Annotated in this window: 18 protein-coding genes; 2 read left to right on the top strand and 16 right to left on the bottom strand. The window is 45.7% G+C overall.

Annotated features, from left to right (window positions below; translation table 11 throughout):
- Window positions 1–197: 197 nt before the first annotated feature.
- From Q0369_RS07645 to alaS, 7 genes are all read right to left on the bottom strand, one after another.
- Window positions 198–2,435 (bottom strand): nitric-oxide reductase large subunit, encoded by a 2,238-nt coding sequence (locus Q0369_RS07645; RefSeq protein ID WP_298098211.1) that lies wholly within the window; start codon window positions 2,433–2,435, stop codon window positions 198–200.
- A 144-nt stretch (window positions 2,436–2,579) separates the two neighbouring features.
- The gene (locus tag Q0369_RS07640) at window positions 2,580–3,230 is read right to left on the bottom strand and encodes a hypothetical protein (protein ID WP_298098207.1); all 651 of its coding nucleotides are present in this window, start codon (window positions 3,228–3,230) and stop codon (window positions 2,580–2,582) included.
- A gap of 41 nt (window positions 3,231–3,271) precedes the next feature.
- Window positions 3,272–3,922, bottom strand: coding sequence for a hypothetical protein (locus tag Q0369_RS07635; RefSeq protein WP_298098204.1), 651 nt, complete (start codon window positions 3,920–3,922; stop codon window positions 3,272–3,274).
- Window positions 3,923–3,995: 73 nt separating this feature from the next.
- Window positions 3,996–5,906, bottom strand: coding sequence for a transglycosylase domain-containing protein (locus Q0369_RS07630; protein WP_298098201.1), 1,911 nt, complete (start codon window positions 5,904–5,906; stop codon window positions 3,996–3,998).
- Window positions 5,900–6,445: a septum formation inhibitor Maf gene (gene maf, locus Q0369_RS07625; RefSeq protein WP_298098198.1), complete on the bottom strand. Its 546-nt coding sequence runs from the start codon at window positions 6,443–6,445 to the stop codon at window positions 5,900–5,902. Before maf ends, Q0369_RS07630 begins: the two co-directional genes overlap by 7 nt.
- Window positions 6,445–6,954 (bottom strand): hypothetical protein, encoded by a 510-nt coding sequence (locus Q0369_RS07620; protein ID WP_298098195.1) that lies wholly within the window; start codon window positions 6,952–6,954, stop codon window positions 6,445–6,447. Before Q0369_RS07620 ends, maf begins: the two co-directional genes overlap by 1 nt.
- The gene (alaS, locus tag Q0369_RS07615; RefSeq protein ID WP_298098192.1) at window positions 6,951–9,494 is read right to left on the bottom strand and encodes an alanine--tRNA ligase; all 2,544 of its coding nucleotides are present in this window, start codon (window positions 9,492–9,494) and stop codon (window positions 6,951–6,953) included. Before alaS ends, Q0369_RS07620 begins: the two co-directional genes overlap by 4 nt.
- Window positions 9,495–9,616: 122 nt before the next feature.
- Here alaS and Q0369_RS07610 point away from each other — a divergent pair, with 122 nt between their 5' ends.
- Both Q0369_RS07610 and hemH read left to right on the top strand, forming a co-directional pair.
- Window positions 9,617–10,489 (top strand): Gfo/Idh/MocA family oxidoreductase, encoded by an 873-nt coding sequence (locus tag Q0369_RS07610; RefSeq protein ID WP_298098189.1) that lies wholly within the window; start codon window positions 9,617–9,619, stop codon window positions 10,487–10,489.
- On the top strand, window positions 10,486–11,583 hold the full coding sequence (hemH, locus tag Q0369_RS07605) for a ferrochelatase (RefSeq protein ID WP_298098186.1): 1,098 nt from the start codon (window positions 10,486–10,488) through the stop codon (window positions 11,581–11,583). Before Q0369_RS07610 ends, hemH begins: the two co-directional genes overlap by 4 nt.
- Window positions 11,584–11,741: 158 nt before the next feature.
- On the opposite strand, the gene Q0369_RS07600 is transcribed toward hemH, so the two are convergent.
- The 9 genes from Q0369_RS07600 to Q0369_RS07560 all read right to left on the bottom strand — a co-directional run bounded on the left by Q0369_RS07600 (window position 11,742) and on the right by Q0369_RS07560 (window position 22,274).
- Window positions 11,742–13,064 carry an ankyrin repeat domain-containing protein gene (locus Q0369_RS07600; RefSeq protein WP_298098183.1) on the bottom strand — a complete coding sequence of 441 codons (1,323 nt, stop codon included), beginning with the start codon at window positions 13,062–13,064 and terminating at the stop codon, window positions 11,742–11,744.
- A gap of 240 nt (window positions 13,065–13,304) precedes the next feature.
- A complete protein-coding gene (locus tag Q0369_RS07595) occupies window positions 13,305–14,540 on the bottom strand; it encodes a nucleotide sugar dehydrogenase (protein ID WP_298098180.1) in 1,236 nt (411 codons plus the stop codon).
- Between the two features lie 388 nt (window positions 14,541–14,928).
- Window positions 14,929–16,749, bottom strand: a complete 1,821-nt coding sequence (locus Q0369_RS07590) for a penicillin-binding protein 2 (protein ID WP_297895846.1) — start codon at window positions 16,747–16,749, stop codon at window positions 14,929–14,931.
- Window positions 16,750–16,811: 62 nt separating this feature from the next.
- Window positions 16,812–17,495, bottom strand: coding sequence for a leucyl/phenylalanyl-tRNA--protein transferase (gene aat / locus Q0369_RS07585; protein WP_298098173.1), 684 nt, complete (start codon window positions 17,493–17,495; stop codon window positions 16,812–16,814).
- Window positions 17,495–19,876 (bottom strand): AAA family ATPase, encoded by a 2,382-nt coding sequence (locus tag Q0369_RS07580; RefSeq protein ID WP_298098169.1) that lies wholly within the window; start codon window positions 19,874–19,876, stop codon window positions 17,495–17,497. Before Q0369_RS07580 ends, aat begins: the two co-directional genes overlap by 1 nt.
- A 15-nt stretch (window positions 19,877–19,891) precedes the next feature.
- Window positions 19,892–20,197 carry an ATP-dependent Clp protease adaptor ClpS gene (locus tag Q0369_RS07575; protein ID WP_297895840.1) on the bottom strand — a complete coding sequence of 102 codons (306 nt, stop codon included), beginning with the start codon at window positions 20,195–20,197 and terminating at the stop codon, window positions 19,892–19,894.
- Entirely contained in the window at window positions 20,187–20,885 is a 699-nt protein-coding gene (locus tag Q0369_RS07570) for a TlpA family protein disulfide reductase (RefSeq protein WP_298098166.1), read from the bottom strand. The genes Q0369_RS07575 and Q0369_RS07570 overlap by 11 nt, the downstream gene beginning before the upstream one ends.
- A gap of 55 nt (window positions 20,886–20,940) precedes the next feature.
- Window positions 20,941–21,405: an SsrA-binding protein SmpB gene (gene smpB / locus Q0369_RS07565; RefSeq protein ID WP_005871759.1), complete on the bottom strand. Its 465-nt coding sequence runs from the start codon at window positions 21,403–21,405 to the stop codon at window positions 20,941–20,943.
- A 125-nt stretch (window positions 21,406–21,530) separates the two neighbouring features.
- On the bottom strand, window positions 21,531–22,274 hold the full coding sequence (locus Q0369_RS07560) for a 4-(cytidine 5'-diphospho)-2-C-methyl-D-erythritol kinase (RefSeq protein ID WP_298098163.1): 744 nt from the start codon (window positions 22,272–22,274) through the stop codon (window positions 21,531–21,533).
- Window positions 22,275–22,300: the final 26 nt, after the last annotated feature.

The following is a 22,300-nucleotide window of genomic DNA, read 5'->3' as shown; positions in this document are numbered from 1 at the left end:
TTTAAAGATTTAGCGCAATTTACGGCTAAGCTTAAAGCTCGCGCGGATATCGTCTGCGGCAAAAGGTTCGCACGGCTACCCTTTGCGCCAAAAGCTAACGCACAAAAGGCTCGCGCAAAGCCGAGTAAAATTTAAAAAGCCTCGCAAGAATATAAAATTCCTGCGAGGCAAACAAGCGATAAGAGCTCGCGAAGGCTCTATTTAGCGCGTGAGAATATCATTCGCACGATTTGAATCAAGAAGCACACGCTTCCTACCAAAAAGATCGTATCGCCAATGATGCGCGCCCAACGGAGCCCGTAGAGGCTGTCTTTTTGCAAGAATTCCGCGCTTCTTGCGTACCACATACCAACATCGATCGCCGCGAATGCCTGCAAAATTCCGACAGGCAATAGCGAAATCAGCACCATTAGAAGCAGACCCGCGTTAAGCGCCCAAAAGCCGATCTTCATAAGCGTATCGTCAAAGCTCTTTTCTCTGTAGATATACAGCGCCACGAGCCATACGAAGCCGAGCGCCAAAAAGCCGTATACACCAAATAGCGCCGTATGAGCGTGCACCGCGGTGGTGTTTAAGCCCTGGATGTAAAATAGCGCAAGCGGCGGGTTGATCAAAAAGCCGAAAACGCCCGCGCCCAGCATATTCCAAAACGCCACGGCGATGAAGCAGTAAAGCGGCCATTTTAGACGCTTAGCCCAATCCTGCGCGAATTGAAGCTTGTAATAGTGAAACGCCTCCGAGCCCAAAAGCACCAAAGGCACGACCTCAAGCGCCGAGAAGCTCGCACCCACAGCCATTATCGGCGTAGTAGTGCCCGCAAAATAGAGGTGGTGGAAGGTACCAGGAATTCCGCCGATTAGGAAAATCGACGCGCTAGCAATCGAGGTGTAGGTGGCAAATTTCTTACTTACTAAGCCCAAGGATGCGAACACGAACGCCAAAGACGCCGTCGCGAAAACCTCGAAAAATCCTTCGACCCAAAGGTGCACGACCCACCAGCGCCAATACTCCATCACAGGGATCGGCGAGCGCTGTCCGTAAAATAGTCCCGCGCCGTAAAAAAGCCCCACGGCGATAACCGAAGCGGTAAAGATCGCCAATAAATTCTTATCGCCCTCGGCTCTAAAGCCCGCGATAAAGCCGCGAAGCACGAGTACCATCCAGATCACAAGGCCCACAAATAGTATCAGCTGCCAAATTCTACCGAGATCTAAATACTCGTATCCTTGATGTCCGATCCAGAAACTGCTGCTTGGATCCATCTTACCCGCAATAGCCATGTATTCGCCCGCGAAGCTGCCAACGACCAAGAAAAGAAGCGCGTAGAAAAGCACGTCCACGCCGAGCTTTTGAAATTTAGGATCCTTGCCGCCGTTGATGATCGGCGCTAGAAACAATCCCGCCGCCAAAAAGCCCGTAGCGATCCAGAAAATGGACGCCTGCACGTGCCAGGTGCGAGCTAGCGAGTAAGGGATATATTGCGAAATATCAAGCCCGAAAAAGGACTGACCCTCGATCGTGTAGTGCGCAACAAAGCCGCCGATGAAGGCTTGAAATGCAAACAATGCAATCGCTACGAAAAGGTACTTGCCGAGCGCCTTTTGCGACGGCGTAAGCGCTAAAGCGGCGATCGGATCGGCGTTTAGCTTCGCAGGAGCCTCGAAATCCTCGTCCTTTTTGCCGTAGAAATTTCCGAACCAAACCAACAAGCCGATGCCGGTAAGCAAAACAACGAGGCTTATGATTGTCCAAATGACGTTTTCCGTGGTAGGGACATTGTCTATCAGCGGCTCGTGCGGCCAGTTATTAGTATAGGTCGCCTCTCCGCTCGGACGATCCGTAGAAACAGCCCAAGCAGTCCAAAAGATGAAATCCACGAGCTCGGCGCGGTGTTGCTCGTTTGCGAGCGTGTTTTCCTTCATCGCGTAATCCTCGCGAAGCTTTTTAAAGCGCGGATCGTTTCCGAAAACGCCCATGTACTCGTCTTTTACGACCGCCATAGCCTTCAAGCGATCATCGCTTAGCTTGACGGTGCCGTCTTTTACGGTATTGGTGCGATACTCGGCCTTGGTAAGCGCCTTGATCTGCGCCTTTTGCTCGTCATTTAAGGCGTCAAATTTCACGCCGAAACGCTCCTGCGCCTTGATATCCATAAACGCGACCAGCTCCTTATGCAGCCAATCCGCGCTCCAATCGGGCGCTTGATACGCTCCGTGACCCCAGATAGAGCCCACCTGCATACCGCCGATGCTCTGCCAGGCCTCCTGCCCGCGGTAAATGCGCTCGGTACTGATTAGCTCAGCTCCGCTAGCATCGGTAAATTTTACCACCGGCGGAGACTGCCTATACACCTCGCCGCCGTAAAAACCCAAGAAACTAAAGCCCACGATGAGTACCGCTACAAGCGTCATCCAGAGCTTTTTATATTCTGCCATTTTCACTCCTTTAACTGAAATTAGGAGAGAATTCTACCCATTTAAATTTCTATAAGCATTGAGGCTCGTCAATAAAAAGATAAAATTTATCTGCTTAAGCTGGAATTTATTAAAATATACTGAAATAAAGGGTTTTAGAAAATTTTATATAAAATTTATATCTATAAATCTATCCCTGATCTCAATATTATCAAGATTTAGATTTAGTTTGTCTTTTAAATACTTTTTCAAATTTGCTCGTTCGTACTCACTTAACATAGTTAGCGGAATGGCAAAATAATTACTATGAGTACTATCTAATAAAATTAGAACATTTAAATTTATGCTATCTATTCTTCTTAAAATTTTAAGTACACCGAAGCAAAGAACATTTATCGGATGTAAAGCGTACGATAAAATTAGCAAAAGAAATTTTTTAAACCTAGTTATATTGGCATTGTATTTGCAAGCATCTTCAATTACTAGTCCAGAAAATTTATAAATAGCGATTTTATCGAAATTAGAAGCCTTTACACTTTTATGTACCGAATATACATCGTTATAATTTTTGCATAAAGAATTATATTCTATTCTATCGGAATAGAAATTTAAAAATTTATGTTTATTAATAAATAAAATTCCCACCAAAAAAGTAACGGCTCCTAAAAATTGATATGCCCAAGCACTTCCTCTGCAGAAAAATAGGAATATGACTAAAAATACAGCTAATATTAAATAACATTCTGTGCTGATTTTAGTCCAATAATCTTTGATCATAAAAAGAGGCATTTCAGATTTATAACTTTGAAATTCCATACGATAATACTCCAAATTTTTAATTCAATACACCGCTCTTTTCATTGACTTTGCTCTGCATCTTTCACTCCTTTTAAATAGAAATATATTTTGTAAATAAATTCGAATGTAGACATTAATATTACGGAACCCGAAAGAGAAAAACCGGATTGAAAGAAAATGATATATCCAAAAATTGAAAATCTACTTTGAAATTCCGGCATAAAATGGCTTGTTCTTATGCTTATACCGCTGCTTGCAAAATATCCGGTATAATAAACCTCAAACATAAAAATACCAAGACCAAACATAAACGGAAGCAACAAAAACGGGCAATCGTTTTCACACTTCTTTTTTGAAAGCAATATAAAATCATCATCATATCTGCAAAAGTAAATATAATAAACCAATGAATATAAGCTAGAAACCGCAAAAATAATAATCCCGTATATCCACATAATACTAACGTAAAATTCAGAAAGTTGGGTGTATGGGCTAATACTACCGATAATTTCGATATTTGGAAAATAGCTTTTCATAAAATTTACGAAATTCAAGCACACAGGAGAAATATCTAAAATATTTTTAGGAATTATAAAGGCGCTAAGAGAATATAAAAAATATATAAAACATAATTTCGTAAAAAATTTACCGAATTTTATACGAGTGTTTTCTATTCTTATCTTTTTACTTTCAAATTCTAAATCCTGCAATCTTGACCCTTAAAATTGACCATATATTTTATTGCTTTTAATCTGCGGATAAAATTTAGATTTCCATCCAAATTTAAAATGATCCGTCGCTGCTACTTTCTCGGGGTTTAGGAAGCGGCGAAATTTTAGTGTAGTACTCCTCCTTGCCGTTGTATGAGCTGCTAAAGACGCCGTCCGGAACCGTGAAATTTCGTTTGGTTTGCGGATATTCTTTTAAATAGGCATCTAAAAATTTTGCAAACACCGGTGCTGCGGTACGTCCGCCGCCCTCGACCTTTCGCATCGGTTTATAATCGTCGTTGCCATACCAGATTATGATCTGCAAATCCGGCGTAAAGCCGCAAAACCATGCATCTATACTATCATTTGAGGTACCTGTTTTGCCCGCTATGTCGATGCCTTGCACGCGCGCGCGAGTGCCGGTGCCGCGCTGCACGATATTTTTTAGTAGCGTAGTCATCAGATATGCCTGCTCAGGGCGTAGCACGCGACGTCGCTCAGGCTCTATAAAGCGAGTTTTGCCGTCCTTATCGGTAATCGAAACGATAAATTTTGATTTTGCAGTAATCCCAAGCCCCGGGAACATCGAATACATCGTGGAGTATTCAAGCGGCGAAATTCCGTAGCTGCCGATAGCCACTGACAGGGCGGGCGGGACGTTTTTAAAGCCGAACTCGCCCAGCTTTTTTACCGCGCGATCAACGCCGATAGATTGCATCAAATTGATCGAGGCAAGGTTACGCGAGCGAGTTAAAGCTTCTTTGATCGTGATATAGCCGCTGTAAGTCTTGTCGTAATTTTTCGGCTTCCACGTTTTATCGCTGCCATCGTCGAATTCTCTAGCTATATCGGGAACTTCGGTCATCGTCGAGTAGCCCATATCAAGGGCGATTTGATAGACGAAAGGCTTGAAGCTGGAGCCGGTTTGGCGCTGGGATTGGCTGGCGCGATTGAAATTTGATTTCGCGTAATCCACGCCACCTACTAAGGCTAAAATTTCGCCGTTTTGCGGATGCGTGACGACCATAGCGCCGTTTACGTTGCTTGCATTAGCGTCTTTGTTGCGCTTTAAAATTTCATTGTAGCCGAAAACTAATGCCTCTTGCGCCATCGCTTGCGCCTTTAAATCAAGGCTCGTATCTATGCGATACCCGCCCGTGCGGACATCCGGTAGAATTTTTTCCGCTTCTTTTATGATCTCATCTACGGCATACGGCGCTGCGTTTTGCGTGAGCGTTTCATTATAAATCGTAGGCTGCTCGTTCATCGCAAGCTCATATTCGGTCTTATTTATCCAGCCGAGCTCATGCATCCTATAAATCACGTTATTGGCGCGCGAAAGCGACAAATCCAGGTGCTTAGTAGGATCAAAGCTGCTAGGAGCTTTCGGCAAGCCCACTAAAATCGCGATCTCTTTAAGGCTTAAATCTTGCAAATCCTTTTTGAAATATCCCAAAGCCGCCGTGCGGATGCCGTAATATCCGTGCCCGAAATACACCTCGTTGAAGTAACGCTCTAGAATTTGTTCCTTGCTTAGGGCGTTTTCTATCTTAAGCGATAGGATCGCTTCTTTGATCTTGCGATCAAGCTTCTTTTCGCTAGAAAGAACTAAATTTCGCGTGATCTGCTGCGTAATCGTGGAGGCTCCTTCGACGAATTTCATCGCTTTGACATCCTTAATAATCGCCCTAAAAATCGCCTCGACATTCACACCGCCGTGTTCGAAAAACGCCGTATCCTCGATAGCTACGAGCGCCTCGATCACGCGGCCTGGAATCTCGTCGAATTTTACGTAAATTCTATTTTGTTCATTAAAAACATTGGCTATCAAATTGCCGTTGCGATCGTAAATTTTAGTCGTGAGCTCTGGATGATAATTGATTATGGAGTCCGATTCCAAGCGGATCTGCGAATAAAAATACAAAAAGATGCCGCCTGCTGCGAACGCGCAAACCGTAATAAAACTAAATAAAACTCTTACCATATAAACCTCTTTAAAATTTCCAGATCAAGCCCCATCGCCGTGAATTTTGACCCACGCGAGCTTTTGATATATTTTTCGTTAAAGCCTTCGATACTCATCGCACCCGCCTTGCCGCGCCAATCACCGCTAGCGATATAACCTTTTAAATCCGCTTCAGTAAATTCCGTAAATTCAAAGCTTGCGACGCTAAGTGCCGAAAGCTCTAACGCCTTACTGCAAAAAATCATCGCAGTATAAACGGCGCAGCTAGCACCGCTTTGGGCTCGCAGCATCCTTAACGCGTCCGCTTCATCCCGCGCCTTGCCTAAAATTTCGCCGCCGGCAAGCACAGAGCTATCGGCAAACAGCACTCTATCATAATTTTTATAAATTTTAAAAAACTGCACTTTCTTGGCTACAGCAACGCGGTAAGCATAGGTGCGTGCATCGTCCTTACTAACGCCGCTTTCGTCGAAATTAAAAGGAATTTGCGTAAATTCTACGCCGCTATCCTTTAGAATTTGTGCTCTAGTAGGCGAACTGGAAGCTAAATAAATCATCAAAACTCGCCCACCGTCACGCCTAGATAAACGCAAATCAGCGTGACTACGATATTTAACGGGATGAAATATTTAACGACGATGATTAAATGCTCATTCGCCTCAAGCTCATCGCCCGCATCCAAAGCTCGCTTCAAAGATGAAATTTTATAATGCATGTAGATAAAATTTAGTAGTATAAAGCTGGCGCCAGCCCACAACGTGGCAATCGCACCTTTTACCATAGGATCTGAAAATTTAAAACTTCCGCCGTCCGCAAGAAAAAATCCACTTACGCAAACGATCACCAAAAATAGTGCAAAGAACTGCTCATAGCGTTTCATATATCGCAAAATTTCTGTAAATTTTACATCCTTCGCATCTGCTTGGCTTTTACTGCTTAAATTCATAAAAATCCGCGCGATCAAAAATACGCAGATCTGCGCGCAGATCAAAAAAATCACGCTTAAAATGTGAATCAGCGGCAAAATTTGCGAGGCTTTGATGAAGCCGGTATCTATTTCGTTCAAATTTTACCTTTTGCGTAAGAGATCGCCTCTTTGATCGCTTCTTCGATTTTTAGCACGTCCTTGCCGCCTGCGGTAGCAAAATCATCGCGTCCGCCGCCGCCGCCACCTAAAATTTGCGCTGCTAGCTTAACCCACTCGCCCGCTTTAATAGGCGCGTTTTTAACGCCTGCTGCGATTGAAATTTTGCCGTCGGTGCCCACTTGCATCAGCATTATCGCCGCCTTTTCGTGGCTATTTTTAAACTCATCTATCATAGTTTTTATATCACCGCTTTCGACCGAGGATACGCAAAGTTTGGTATCACCGACATTTAGAAAAGCCAGTGCATGGGAACTGCTTGCATGCTTGATCTGATCTTTTAGCGATCTGATCTCATCTTTTAATTTCTCAATCGCGCGGAGAGGCTCGACCCCCTTTAACTCCGCAGAAATTTCAGCAAGCTTAGCGCGATTTTGAAGCGCCGAATTTAAAGCAGCGCGAGAACAAACTGCCTCGATACGCCTAACGCCCGCACTTACGCCGCTTTCTTTGACTATAAAAAACGACCCTATTTCGCTTAAATTACGCACGTGAATTCCGCCGCAAAGCTCCTTACTAATCTCTCCGAAGCTCACAACGCGCACTTTTGAGCCATATTTTTCGCCAAAAAGCGCAATCGCGCCGCTGTTTTTAGCGTCATCTATATCCATAATCTCAGTTTTTGCCGCACAGCCCTTGCAAACGGCGTTATTTACAAATTCCTCGATTTTAGCTAGCTCCTCGTCGCTAAGTGCCTTAGGATGCGAGAAGTCAAATCTTAAGCGGTCCGCTTCAACCAAGCTTCCTGCTTGAGCGATATGAGCCCCTAGCACCGCACGAAGCGCCGCGTGCAAAAGGTGCGTCGCACTGTGATGACGTGCAATCTGTTCACGCTCCTCAGAAACCTTAAGCCCGACTATATCGCCGATTTTCAGGTTACGATTAAGGCGCAAGTGGGATAAATTTAACCCATAAAATTTCTGAGTATCAAACACATCGGCTATGGACTCCACTTCGCCGCTATCGCCCGTCTGACCGCCACTTTGTGCATAAAACGGAGTGATATCAAACATCGCCCAGCCGATATCGCCGGCTTTGAGCTCATCCACTTCCGCAAAATCCTCGTTAAGTAGTGCTAAAACCTTGCTCGTGCGGCTAAGCTCTTCGTAACCGCTAAATTTATTCTCGCCGAATTTCTCTAGCAGCGCCTTGAAATCGCCACGGACGTTTTTATCGCCACTGCCCTTCCATGCGGCTTTAGCTATCTGCCTTTGCTCGCTCATAAGCGCGTCAAATTTAGCCTCATCCACGCGTAAATTTTTCTCGCGCAGCATATCAGCGGTCAGATCGAGCGGAAAGCCGTAGGTATCATATAACTTAAACGCGACCTCGCCGCTAAAAATTTCTTTAGTGCGCGCAAGCTCCTCGTTAAAAAGCTCGATACCGTTTGCAAGAGTGGCAAAAAACCGCTCCTCTTCGAGTTTAATCTGCTCCTTTACGGCTTGCTTTTTCTCGTTCAGATAGGCATAGTGCCCGCCCATCAGCTCGCATACTTTATCCACGAGGCGATACATAAAGGGCTCTTTTATACCGAGCAAATAGCCGTGGCGAACGGCACGGCGCAGAATTCTACGCAAAACATATCCTCTACCCTCGCGATTAAAATTTGTTCCCTGCGCTAGCAAAAACGTAACCGAGCGGATATGATCGGCGATGACGCGATAGCTCGCGCCGCTTTCATAAACGTAAGGTTTGCCGCAAAGCTTTGCAACCTCATCAATTAGCGGCATAAAAAGCGAGCTGTCGTAGTTGCTAAACTTGCCTTCTTTAATCGCCGTGACGCGCTCAAGCCCCATGCCCGTGTCGATGCTAGGTTTTGGTAGCGGAGTTAGCTTGCCGTCGCTACTGCGCTCGTACTGCATGAAAACTAGGTTCCAAATTTCAAGAAATCTGTCGCCGTCGCCGCCCATGTAGTCCTCAGGCGTGTTAAAGTGCTCGCCGCCTTGGTCGTAAAAGATCTCCGAGCACGGTCCGCACGGTCCCGTATCGCCCATCGCCCAAAAGTTATCGTGATCGCCGAAGCGGTAGATGCGCTCCTGCGCTATGTGCTGCGCCCAGAACCCAAACGCTTCATCGTCCTTTTCATGCACGGTGACGTAGAGTTTGTCTTTGGGAAGCTTTAAAATTTCGGTTACGAACTCCCACGCATAGGCGATCGCCTGCTCTTTGAAATACTCGCCGAAGCTGAAATTTCCAAGCATCTCAAAAAACGTATGGTGGCGCGCGGTGTAGCCGACGTTGTCTAGGTCGTTGTGTTTGCCGCCGGCGCGGATGCAGGTCTGACAGCTCGTGCGGATAGGCGGCGTCGGGCGCGGAACGGCTCCTGTAAATATGCTTTTAAAGGGCACCATGCCCGCGTTTGTAAACAGCAAGCTATCATCATCCGGCACCAACGGCGCGCTGGGGATGATCTGATGCCCCTTGCTTGCAAAGAAATTTAAATATTCGCTTCTAATATCCATGATTTGTCCTGATTTCAAGTTAAATTTTAAAGGCGCATTTTAGCTAAATTAGATTTTAAAAATTATAAATTTTAACCATTCTTAGTTATAATGGCGCGAAAGATTAAATTTAGGGCATGGCGATGAAAAAAAAGATAGCGATCATAGGTATGGACGAGCTTGGTCAAAAGCACTTCAGCGAGCTAAGAAGGAGCGATTATTTCGAGCTTGTAGCGCTTTATCATAAGGGCAGCAGTGAAAATTTCGGCCCGCGCTATCCGATCTTTGATAATCTAACCGATCTTTTTAACGTCACTAAGCCCGACGCCGTAGTCATCACAGCCCCCCCGCCATCGCATAAAGAGCTGATTTTAAAATGCCTGCCGTTTACCAAAAATATCTTTGTAGAATCTCCGCTCGCACAAAGCCTAGCCGAAGCCAGAGAGATAAATTACGCAGTCACCACTAACGGCACGCGCCTAGCCGTAGGCTACTCCGACCGCTACAATCCTGTCATCGTATCCTTGCTACGCGAACTAGCCAAGGGGGATAAAATTTTTTCGATGAGCTTTGTAAGCGGTTTTGCAAACGATGATAGAGCAGATATCGTAGCCAATGCCCTTTTTAGAGATATCGATCTTGTGAGGCTGCTTTCTCACAGCGAGATCGCCTGCATAGAACTTAGCAAAAATATCTCTAAAGAGCGCACTCTAGCCGCATGCGCGACACTTCACACAAAAAGCGGCTGCTATTGCACGCTAATGCAGTCCAATCTCTATCCGATCAGGCGCCACGGTATCGAAATTTGCACCGACAGCGGCGTGTATTTCGGCGATCTAATCTCAATAACTCTTTTTAAAATTACGCCTGACGGGCGTGTAAATCTGCGCGTCGATCGCGACGATTTTTCGCTACGCCGCGAACACGAAGCGTTTTGCGAGATGTGCGACAGCAGTACTAATGCAGGTCTTGCAAGCGTAGAGGATGCGATAAAAATCAGAGAAATCATCTCATGAAAAAAGCCCTAATCCTGCTGAATATGGGCGGTCCGAACAATCTGAGCGAGGTTGAAGTTTTTTTAAAAAATATGTTTAACGACCCCTTTATTTTGGGCATTAAGAGCGATTTTTGGCGCAGCGTTTTAGCCGCACTCATCGTAAGAAGTAGAGCGGCGGCGGCGCGTAGCAACTACGAAAAACTGGGCGGACGCTCGCCGATATGCTCCATCACCGAAGCGCTTTGCGAGCGAGTAAATGAACTAGCGCGAGCAAAATTCGGAGCGGGGTTAAAATTTGAAAATGCAGCGGATGCAAGCGCCGCGAATGAGCCGCTGCAAGACATTTCATTGCAGAGCAAGCCGATGCAAGACGTCCCGACGCAAAACGAGGCGCTGCAAAACGAGGCGCCGAAGGATGAAAAACCGATAGATGAGCTAATTTGCGATTATGCGATGAATTACACGCCGCCATTTGCGGAGGACGTGCTTAAAAAATACGCGGATTTTGACGAGATAATTTTGATGCCTTTGTATCCGCACTTCTCGAAAACTACGGTGCAATCGAGCCTGTGTTCTGCCGAAGCGGCACTTAAACGGCTCGGGATAAAAAATTATAAGATAGTTGATATTTTCTACGACAGCGCCGCTTACAACGAAATTTTATTAAATTTGATCGCGGAGTGCGTCGCAAAATTTAGCGCGGATGAAATTTCGCAAATTTCACTCATATTTTCCGCACATTCGCTGCCGGTAAAAATGGTCGCCGCGGGCGATCCCTACGAGGCGCAGGTAGAGGCGCACGTAAAAATTTTAAAAGATCTGCTGGCTGCGCGCGGGATTAAATTTAAAGAGATTATCTTGGCGTATCAATCGCGCCTGGGCCCCGTGAAGTGGCTAGAGCCCAATATCGCGGACGTTTTGCGAGATTTGCAGAGCAAAAAAGCGCTGATATTCCCGATCGCGTTTTGCGTGGATAACTCCGAAACCGATTTTGAGCTGGATATTTTTTATAGGGCCCAGGCGCGCGAGCTGGGTTATGAATACTACGAAGTGTGCAAATGCCCGAACTCCTGCGAGAATTTTGCGAAATTTATACTCGCGCAGGCGCTGTAAATTTAGGAATTAAATTTAACTTTTCTATTCGAGCCTTTTAAACTTTTTGCGGAGTTTGCAAGCCTAATACAATGCCGATAAAATCGGCAAAATTTCATTTTTGAGCAATCAGAAAGAGCCTTAAAATTTAATTATTTCGCAGCGAGTTGCGTAGCCGCTTACTGCTTTTGATCCTCCGCTTCCTTACTAAATAAATTTCTTTTATATTCTTTATAGTCGTTAGTTAGCCTCTCGACTTCCTCTTTAGATATATGAAAGTTGGGGTTTTTGATATTTCTTTCATCTGCCGTAAATTCTATCACGCGAACTTTTTTCCGCTCTACCGCAAATAGTATATACTCTTTAATATTTTTAAAGGTAGCGTTCTTGTCGGAACAATGTTTTTGCAAAAAAGCAAGCTGAAACCTAGCTTTGGTTGCTTTCTTATAATATTCGCTTTCTACATCATACCTATATTCCTTATAACACCTATCATCATACATTCTTTTTAAAAATTCATCGCTTGGGATTCCGCCGATATCGTATTGCAAAAGTAGATCTATCATAGCGCCGGGCTCGGGTACGTCCAGCAGATCGCCATATACCGACATATAAAGCCTAAACTCCTCTACCCCATACTCCTTGTTAGTATTTTTTATATTTTTATAGCCGGATATCTCCTCTAGTTTATTTGAAACATAGACCTCTCCCATATTGAAAGTGGAGTAGGTATACGGTCTATAACCGCTCTCTAGCACCATTTTCATTATATCGTACATATTGTTTCTAACTAGGTGGGTGATAAAATAATATGGCTCGCCTCCGCCGCTAAAAAGAACCTCTTTGGTACGGTAATGTATGATCGGCGTAGCGTTTTCGTCAAAGCTTATAGAATCTATCCAGTTTTCGACATCCATAATGCCGTAGGTTTCCTGCACGATCTCTACTTCGTCAAACTTAACTCCGCTATCTAGCAAAAGCCTGACCGACTTAGTGGCGTTATTTTCCATAGCGTATGCCATAGGAGATAGCTCGTAATTATCTTTCTTATGAGGATCGGCACCCATCTCTATCAGCTTTTTTGCGGTTTTTTCGTCATTGTAAAAGCTAGCATACATCAAAGGGGTAACGCCGAAATGAAGAGGGGTATCTACGCTTATATTATTATCCTGCATAAATTTTAAAATTTTATCCGTATCTTTTGATTTTAAGCTCCTGCGCAAAAGTTCCATCGTGGGATTATCTCTAACCTCCTCTTCGTCTATATCCCAATATCTATAGCCAACTGCGTTTATCTCCTTTTGCGTTACATATTTAGCTAGCTCGGAGTTAGGATCTACTTTGGTATTTGCAGTGACGGTATAGTGATGGGAGGTTGATTTAAATCTGCCGGTCTGAACTTTGAGCGCCAAGGCAAAAAGACCTATAAAAACAACTATATAAAATATACCTTTAAAGATGTTTTTTATGATTTTAAGCAAGGTCTTCAAAAAGGTCTTCAAATTTGATCCTTCAGCCTTAAAACACTAGCCTGTAAATAGCTCTAGCTTTTAAGCAAAACCTAAAGCGACAACAACTCGTTTTATTCCCCCGAAAGTGCCGCGATTATATAACGATGAGGATTAACTTTCACTTATACCAAAAAATTTTATCTATTTTTGTAGCTTAGTATCGTGTTTGAGCTTCAAACTTAGAAAGCAAACTACATTAATAAAGTCTAAATTTAACCCCCAAGCTAAATTTCAGAGCTTTCCTTGCGCGCCTTTATAGACGTTTTTTACGTCGTAAACCAGCGAGCCTGCGTAATCAAGCTCGAAAAATTGCTTATGCGCCACGGCGATTACGACGCAGTCAAATTTGCGCAAGTCGGGCTTTTGCAGCAGATCAATGTCGTAATATCTCTTGGCGTCGGCGGCGCTCGCCCAAGGATCATAGACGCTTACCTCGCAGCCGAAATTTTTAAGCTCGTTTATCATATCCACAACGCGCGTATTGCGGGTGTCGGGGCAGTTTTCTTTAAACGTCAGCCCCAAGATCAAGACCTTCGCGCCCTTTACCTTTTCGTCGTATTTTATCATCATCTTAACGACCTCCGTAGCGACGTAGCTTCCCATATTATCGTTGATGCGGCGGCTTGAGAGGATGATTTCGGGGTGATAGCCCACCTCGGTCGCCTTCTGCGCCAGATAATACGGATCGATGCCGATGCAGTGTCCGCCCACGAGACCCGGACGGAAGCTTAAGAAATTCCACTTCGTAGCCGCCGCGTCTATAACGTCGTTGGTGTTGATACCGAGCTTGCCGAACAAGATCGCAAGCTCGTTGATAAAGCCGATATTGATGTCGCGCTGGGTGTTTTCGATCACCTTCGCGGCCTCGGCGACCTTGATGCTGCTAGCGCGAAAGGTGCCGTTTTGCAGTATGCTAAGATAGACGCTATCTACGATGTCCAAAGCCTCCGCGGTGCTTGCCGAGACGATCTTTTTGATCTTAGTGACGGTGTGAATTTTATCGCCCGGATTGATCCGCTCGGGCGAATATCCGCAGAAAAAATCGCGGTTAAATTTAAGCCCGCTCGTGCGCTGCAACACCGGCACACAGTCCTCCTCCGTAGCGCCCGGATATACGGTGCTTTCATACACGACGATGTCGCCCTTTTTAAGCACGGCTCCGACGCTTTCGCTGGCCTTGATTAGCGGCGTAAGATCGGGGCGATTTAGCCTATCTACGGGCGTCGGCACGCATACGATATAAAAATTGCTCTGCCTCATATCATCTAACTTTGCGCTAAATTTAAGCCCGTTTTGAATCGCCGCAGCAAGCTCCTCGTCGCTAAGCTCCAGCGTGCGATCGTGCCCGCCGCGCAGCTCGTCTATGCGCTCTTGCGAGACGTCAAAGCCCACGACCTCGTGTTTCGCGGCAAACGCCGCAGCCAAAGGAAGCCCCACGTAGCCAAGCCCAATTATCGCTATTTTCATTTTTCCCTCATTTGCTTTCATGTTTTCCTCTTTTCTTTGCGTTAAATTTCATCGTTAAATTCCGCAGCCAAACCCGCTAAATTTCATGCTCGCATTGCGCGTCATAAAAATTTAAAGCTGCAAGCTCGCTCGCCGTTTTACTTGCGTTACTTGCGCGGCAAATTTAAAATTTTGCCTTGACGCGGAATTTTACGCCACGTAAAATTCCGTGTCGCGATAGAATTCCATCTTCGTGCCGTTAAAATTTTGCGCCGATAAATTCTATGCGCCAAAATTCCGCGCCGTAAAATTTAAACGTCTTAAAATTTCAAAAAGCCGCGCCAAATTTCGCGAATTTTCGTCGTCGCAAGCCGCAAAATTTTAAAAAACCTCGCGAAATTTAGCAAATTTAATCTTTAATTTCAACTGCCTCATCCTTGATCTCGACCTTTTGCGTGGCGTTTGCGTCGGCTGCGGGCTTTAGATAGCCCTCCTCTATCAAAATTCCTACCGCCCGCTTAAAGATCGGCAGCGCATTTTGAGCGGCGTAGTAGCTGCCCCTTTTAGGCTCGCGCACCAAAACGCCGATCGTGTAGCTGGTGTCCGCGTCGTTGGCAAAGCCAAAAAACGAGCTATTATAGGCGCTCGAATAGCCGCCCCCCTTAGCGATACGCGCAGTGCCCGTCTTGCCGCCGATTTGCAGCCCCGCTACCCGCCCTTTGCGCCCCGTGCCGCTCTCAACCGTTTTGATTAAAATTCCTTTTATTACGTCAGCGGTAGGTTTGGAGATTACCTGGCGGGTTTCGCTTTCGTTAACGGTGTAGGTTTTGCCATTATTTTCGAGATTTTCGACTAGGCGCGGGCTGATCATCACGCCGCCGTTGTTAAAGACGGTATAGGCATTGAGCATCTGAAGGAATGTCATCTGCGCGCCATAGCCGTAGCTGATCGTGGCTTTGTAAATTTTATTATTCAGGCTTTTGATACTAGGTATATTTCCGCTTTGCTCATACGGCAGATCGATGCCCGTTTTTTGCGACATACCGAAGTTCATAAGCCCATCATAAATAGCCTGCCCCTCCAGCCGCTCTGAAATTTTAATCATTCCAATATTTGAGCTGTGGATGATGATCTCCTCGCCGCTCATCTGCTTTGCAGGATGCGTGTCGCGGATCGTGCGAGTACCAAGCTTATAGCTGCCGTTATAGGTATTAATGATCTCGCCCGGTTTGACGGCTTTGGCATCATAGGCGATTGCGAAAATTATCGGCTTCATAATCGAGCCCACTTCGTAGGCGTATTCGCTCGCGGTAAAATTTAAATTCTTAAGATCGTTTTTCGTGATGTTTGAGGGGTCATAGCGGGCATTGGTCGCAAGGGATAAAATTTTGCCCGTTTTGGAGTTCATAATACCCACCACGATTTCTCGCGCATCGTAATTATCAGCGCCCTCATCGCTTAGGCGCTCTATCTTTCTTTGCAGCGTTAGTGGCACGCTTAGACGGACGTTGTAGCCGTCGATCCTGCCCGTTTTTTTGCTGCTACGCTCTAGGATGATGTTGCCGCCGATATCGCGCGGGCCCACGATAAACTCATCTCTAACCGGCGCTAGATAATACTCATAGTACTTCTCGATCCCTTTGATACCACTAACCTTTGTAATGCCATCAACCTCTTTTTTATTGATATAGCCGATTAACGGAGTGAGCGAATCGCCGACATTGTAGCTGCGCTTCTCGCCGCTTTCGGTCACGCTCATGCGGATAGGCGGATTTAACCTGCCGTTTGAGCCCATAAAGCTAACGAATACCTTTTTTAAATTTAGCTTATATGCAAGCTCTTTTAGATGCACGGCGGTTTTGGCGTCGATCTTATACGACAGCACGGTCGTGCCGCCAGAGCCCTCGATCGCGCTTTTGACACGCTTTTCGCTATCACCCGTGTAGATGCAGTATAGCCGCACGAAAAGATCAAGCTTGTTTTTATCGATGCTGCGCGCATCGACGCTAACTTTATAGAGTTTGACGGAATTTGCCGCGACATAATTATCTTTTGCGATTATCGCGCCGCGGATCGCGCTGTTGGTTTCATTGACATCCAGGCGCGGTAGCTTGCGCTCAGTGCTACCCCAAAAATATAAAATCGCCAAAAATACGAAAAGCGCCGCCGGCACGAATATAAACATCACGATGATCATACCGACTGAGGAGCTTTTATCTCTTTGCCACATCTTATTTCTTTAAAATTCTAAATTCCGCGCATTTTTTACGCTGCTGCATCTCAAGCTTTGACTCAATGCTGCGCTCCGCGCGGAACTTTAAGATCTGCAAAGCGCTCAAAGCCGCTATCTTGCGCACTAAGCTCAGCAAATAGAGCGAGGAATTCCGCTCGCGGCATCTCTTTAGCACCCATAAATTTCAGATGCTCGTTCATAATCTGACAATCGATTAGAAAGCCGAAATTTGCAAGCACCTCACAAAGCCTAATCAGCGCGACTTTCGAAGCGTTGCTCTTTAGGCTCAGCATACTCTCGCCGCAAAACACACGCCCAAAAATTAGTCCGTATAGCCCACCCACAAGCTCGCCGTCCTCGTACGCCTCGACGCTGTGAGCGTAACCGTCTGCTGCCAAACGCGAGTAAGCCTGCACGATCTGCTCGCTGATCCACGTGCCGTCGCTCTCTTTTTTTCGTACGTCTTTGCAGCGCTCGATGAAGCCCTTAAAATTCGCGTCAAATTTCACTTCATATCGCTTAAGATAGGGCTTGATGGACTTTTGCACACGCACTTCACACGGATCAAGCACTGCGCGCGGATTGGGCGACCACCATAAAATCGGCTCATCCTCGCTAAACCACGGAAATATCCCTGCGCTATAAGCGCTAAGCAAGCAATCCTCGCTCAGATCGCCGCCGCTTGCAAGTGGCGCAAAATCGGGCGCATCCATAGGATCTGGAAAATCGTAAAACCGAGCCATTATTTAACGACACTGCTTTGAGCTAGTGCGGGTTGCTTTTTTTCTATCTGCGGCAAAGGCGTAGAAGTAAAGCTAAAGCTTAGCTCGCCATCTTTTACGCTCACGCTAACTAAGCCGCCCTCTTGCAGCGCGCCAAAAAGCAGCTCGCCGCTTATATGATCGCTGATCTGAGAGCTGATCTCGCGCTTTAAATTTCGCGCTCCAAACTCGTCCGAATAGCCGCGCGAGATAATCAAATCTTTTGCTTCCTTGCTTAGGCTAATCTTTACGTTTTTTAGCTGCGACTCCAGCTCACCGATAGTTTTATCCACGATCTTTTCTAAAATTTCGCCGCTTAAGCGGTTGAAATTTATGATTTTATCGATACGATTGCGAAATTCTGGCGCAAAAAAGCTTTTTATGGCACTATCTACTTTATAGCTCTCGTCCTTCGTAAATCCAACTTGCGGCGCTTCTTTCGTGCCTAAATTCGACGTCATTATTATGATCGTATTTTTAAAATCGGTCGTAACGCCGTTGTTATCGGTAAGACTTGCGTTATCGAAAATTCCTAAAAAAATATTCGTCATGCTAGGATGAGCTTTTTCTACCTCATCAAATAAAATGACGCTGTAGGGGTGCTTTTTAATGTTATTCGTTAAAATTCCGCCATTTTCAAAGCCCACGTATCCAGGAGGTGCTCCGATGAGCCTAGAGACGCTGTGAGCTTCCATATATTCACTCATATCGTAGCGCTCAAAATGCACTCCAAGCTGCGCGGCTAAGACCTTGGCTAGCTCACTTTTGCCCACACCGCTGCTACCTGCAAATAAAAATACGCCGATTGGGGAGCTTGCGCCTCCAAGCCCGGCGTAAGAGCGCAAAAGCGCCTTGCAAAGGCTGCTAACCGCCTCATCTTGACCGAAAATTTCACGCTTGATATTGGCTTCCAGATTTTTTAGTACCTGTTTATTATCGACGCTACTGCTTAAATTTGCGATATTCGCGCTAATCGAAAGTGTATTTACTAAATCATCCTTACTGATTTCAAGCGGAGCTTCGTGCGGCTTAAACGCAAAGCTCGCGCCCACCTCGTCGATGAGATCAATGGCACTATCGGGAAGAAATTTATCGCTTTGATATTTTTTAGCAAGCGTTACGCTATCACGCAAAATTTCGTCGCTAAATTTTACGCCGTGAAATTCCTCATATTTTTTGGCTACGCCTTTTAAAATTTCGACGCTATCGTCAATGCTAGGCTCGCTTACATCGATCTTGCAAAACCTGCGGCTAAGCGCTTTATCCTGCGAAAACGAGCGGTATTCGCCGTATGTAGTAGCGCCGATGACCGATAGCTCGCCGCTTGCAAGCGAAGGTTTTAGGATGTTTGACATATCAAGTTCGTTGCGATTGCCCGTACCTGCGCCAACGATCGTGTGAATTTCATCGATAAATAAAATCGCATTTTGATTGGCGCTAAACTCGTCTATGAGATCCTTTAGCCTCTCCTCAAACTCCCCGCGCAACGTAGTGCCTGCGATCAGCGAGCCAGCATCAAGGGCGTAAATCACCTTGTTTTTTAGCTTTTCTGGCACTTCGCCGCGGACGATTTTTAGCGCGATACCCTCGATGATCGCGGTTTTACCAACTCCTGCTTCGCCCACTAAGATAGGATTGTTTTTCTTACGGCGACAGAGGGTTTGTAGCGTCTTTTCGATCTCTTTTTCGCGTCCGATGAGTGGATCGATCTTACCCTCAAGCGCGATTTTATTGAGGTTTGCTGTATAAAGTGAACTAGGCGAATCCTTTTTAATATCGCGCTCGTTTATGGCGTCCTTTTCGCCCTCAAACGCAGGCTCAAATTCCGTATTCTGCCACTGCCTGCGGCTTTCGTCATAATTCATCGCATGCGTGATATCATCGATATCGTATGAGTTTAGCTTAATCGCTGCGGCTTCGTCGCGAGAAACGACCTCATCACGGTGATCGAAAGCGGATTTGTACTTTCGCACAATGAGCTCAAAAATCGCGGCATTGATACCGTAGTGATTTAAAATTTTAGTGCAGTCGTTTTCCTTATCATTTAAAATTTTAAGCATAAAATCAAGCTCGTTTTTAGGCTCTTTGGCATTATTTAATTCAGTATAGAACTGCTTAAATTCTATCGTCTGCGCCGGATCCTTACCGCTTGATTTAGGCATCATATCCAAAAGCCCGCCCAGATTATCCAAGATATTTAGATAGTTAATATCCGGAATTTCTTTGGCGATGAGCCCATGGAAGGGCTTATTGTATTTAAAAATCGCATAAACTACGTGCGAAGTAGTGATGTATTCGTCCTCGCCGTCGTTTGCAACGCTGATTGCTTGTTCAAAATGTTTGTTTAAAAAAAATCCTATCATTGCTTTCCTTTAAATTTAATCCTCTTCGATCTCACATCTAAGAGGGAATCCTGCGGCCTTTGCCGCTTGTAAAACCGCTTGTTGCTTGCACTCGGCTATCTCTTTAGGATACGCGCCGCAAACCGCGCGACCCTGCCTATGAACTTTCATCATTAAATCTACGGCGTCGTTAAAGTTTTTGGCGAAAATCTCCATTAAAATATAAACCACGAAATCCATCGTCGTCACGTCGTCGTTTAGCAAAATTACTTTATACGGACGAGGCACGAAAGATTTTGTTTTGGCGCGAGTGTGAATCTGCACACCGGTTTTAGTTGCCATTTTTTATCCTGGCGATATCGCTTTTTATCACATCGGTATCGACCATACCTAAGTAATACGGCTTGCCCCGCTCATCGCCTTCATTAATGTCGGTAAGTCTTTGATATTTTCCGTCTTTAAGCACCACTTTAAAAGGGATCGAAAGCGCATGACGATAACCGATGTCGCTTAAAATTTGACCCACTATGCGCTCGTTTTGTTTGGAGTTGGCGATGAAATAATATGCGTTGAACTTTTTCGTAAAATTTTCGATCACCTGCGCATCGGTAATGTCCTCAAAATAAATCAAGCCGACCATTAGAAAATCCGCGGAATTTTTTAGCTGAAAGTCCATCAGATGCGGCGCTTCGATGCGGCACGGCTGACAGTATGTACCAAAAATATCAAACATTAAAATTTTATCGCTGTCCGCGAGCTTAAAGCCCTTTTCTGTCCGCTCGATCGTTACCTCGCCGCCTACGACGCTTTTAAGCGTAAGGCGCTCTCCCGTTTTAAACGGCGTAAAAGCTACCTCCTCGCCGCTCTCGCCGCCAATACGCTCGCCATTTTTATCTTGAGCGGAATTTTTTGCCATCTGATTCTCGCTCGCGGCGGAATTCTCGCCCGCAGAGCCCGTCTTTTTCTGCGAATCATCTCCGCAGCCGCTTAAAACAAAAATCGCCAAACATAATAGTAAAAATTTCTTCATTGCATTTCCTTGGAGTTTAAATTTAAGCCCGCATTTTAACCAAAGTTTTGTGAATTTAAAATGAATGCTTGTCGTATCGCTTCATCGCGCTTTGCGCTTCGCGGTCGGCTTCCTTGCGCTTTAGCGATTCGCGCTTGTCGTGCAGATTTTTGCCTTTTGCCAAAGCGATACGCGCCTTTACGCGGTTTTTATCATTCAGATACAGCGACAAAACTACGATGGTAAGGCCCTCTTTGCTAACCGCGCCTAAAAGCTTATCGATCTGCTTACGATGCATTAAAAGCTTTCGCGCCGCCCCCTCGTCTGGACGAAAATGGGCGTTTGTGCTTTCAAGATAGCTGATATGGGCGTTTAGCAAAAACAGCTCGCCGCGGATCACGCGACAAAAGCTATCTTTGAGATTGCCCCTGCCCGCGCGCAGAGCTTTGACCTCGCTGCCCTTTAGCACGATGCCCGCTTCAAAGCTTTCAAGTATCGTAAAATCGTGAAATGCCTTGCGATTTTTACTCAGTTCTTTCATCTTTTTCCTTCTAAATTTGGTCCTAAGCTTAGCCCGTTTTTGCTTAAATTTAAAAGTGGGCGAGCGAATTTTAAATTTTATCTTTAAATTTAGCTTTTAAATTTTAACTGCGCGCCTTGGAATTCTTATTTTAAGAAAAACACGCTACTGCCGCTGCCGCTTAAAAACATATCGCGATACTTGCTCATCTGCGGATATAGCTTTATGCACGGCGCGAAAAGATCGTTTAGCCGGGGGCCGTCGTATCGCGCTAGCAGCTGCTCGCTGCTTAAACGCAACATCTCTTGCGCCTGCGCGGCGTTTATATTTTGCATAAAGCTTGCGCGAAACTCGTTATAAACCGCGCCGGTAGAGCAAAAGATCGCGGGCGTTAAAATTTCGATCGCGGGCAAGAGGTCCTCGAAAGGCTCGATGATCTCGCCGATACCGCGCACGTTTGCGGCCTCAAGCCCGCTAACAAAAAACGCGACGTCTGCGCCGATATTTTGCGCGATCGCGATGAGCCGCTCGCGCGAAATTTTTAAGCCTAATTCCTCGTTCGCAAGCCGCAAAAACGCCGCCGCATCGCTACTGCCGCCACCAAGACCCGCGCCGATCGGAATATGCTTTTTAAGCACGATCTTGTGCGAGCCGAAAAACTCCGCAAGCTCGCGTGCAAAGCCTGCCTGCTCGAGCGCCGTCTTGGCTTTTAAAATTATGTTATCCGCGATCTGTGCGGCGCCGCATTCAAGCGCAAAGCCGCTCGCGCGCTCGAAACTTATCTCATCAAAAAGCTCCCTGCGCAGCACGAAGCGCGAAGCGATCTCGTGGTAACCGCTGCGCGTGCCGACGACTTTTAAAAAAACATTGATCTTTGCATAAGTTTTCAAAATTTTACTCCTTCTGCGCTTTGGTG

Source organism: uncultured Campylobacter sp. (genome assembly GCF_938030685.1).
In the GTDB taxonomy this organism is placed as follows: Bacteria; Campylobacterota; Campylobacteria; order Campylobacterales; family Campylobacteraceae; genus Campylobacter_B.
This window is presented reverse-complemented; position numbering and strand designations above follow the sequence as displayed.

Coding starts and splice junctions, on each gene's coding strand:
- Q0369_RS07610 (WP_298098189.1), top strand. CDS start 9,617: ATGAAAAAAAAGATAGCGATCATAGGTATGGACGAGCTTGGTCAAAAG.
- maf (WP_298098198.1), bottom strand. CDS start 6,445: ATGATTTATTTAGCTTCCAGTTCGCCTACTAGAGCACAAATTCTAAAG.
- Q0369_RS07645 (WP_298098211.1), bottom strand. CDS start 2,435: ATGGCAGAATATAAAAAGCTCTGGATGACGCTTGTAGCGGTACTCATC.
- alaS (WP_298098192.1), bottom strand. CDS start 9,494: ATGGATATTAGAAGCGAATATTTAAATTTCTTTGCAAGCAAGGGGCAT.
- Q0369_RS07575 (WP_297895840.1), bottom strand. CDS start 20,197: ATGGCAACTAAAACCGGTGTGCAGATTCACACTCGCGCCAAAACAAAA.
- Q0369_RS07630 (WP_298098201.1), bottom strand. CDS start 5,906: ATGGTAAGAGTTTTATTTAGTTTTATTACGGTTTGCGCGTTCGCAGCA.
- smpB (WP_005871759.1), bottom strand. CDS start 21,405: ATGAAAGAACTGAGTAAAAATCGCAAGGCATTTCACGATTTTACGATA.
- Q0369_RS07570 (WP_298098166.1), bottom strand. CDS start 20,885: ATGAAGAAATTTTTACTATTATGTTTGGCGATTTTTGTTTTAAGCGGC.
- Q0369_RS07590 (WP_297895846.1), bottom strand. CDS start 16,749: ATGTGGCAAAGAGATAAAAGCTCCTCAGTCGGTATGATCATCGTGATG.
- hemH (WP_298098186.1), top strand. CDS start 10,486: ATGAAAAAAGCCCTAATCCTGCTGAATATGGGCGGTCCGAACAATCTG.
- Q0369_RS07580 (WP_298098169.1), bottom strand. CDS start 19,876: ATGATAGGATTTTTTTTAAACAAACATTTTGAACAAGCAATCAGCGTT.
- aat (WP_298098173.1), bottom strand. CDS start 17,495: ATGGCTCGGTTTTACGATTTTCCAGATCCTATGGATGCGCCCGATTTT.
- Q0369_RS07640 (WP_298098207.1), bottom strand. CDS start 3,230: ATGGAATTTCAAAGTTATAAATCTGAAATGCCTCTTTTTATGATCAAA.
- Q0369_RS07595 (WP_298098180.1), bottom strand. CDS start 14,540: ATGAAAATAGCGATAATTGGGCTTGGCTACGTGGGGCTTCCTTTGGCT.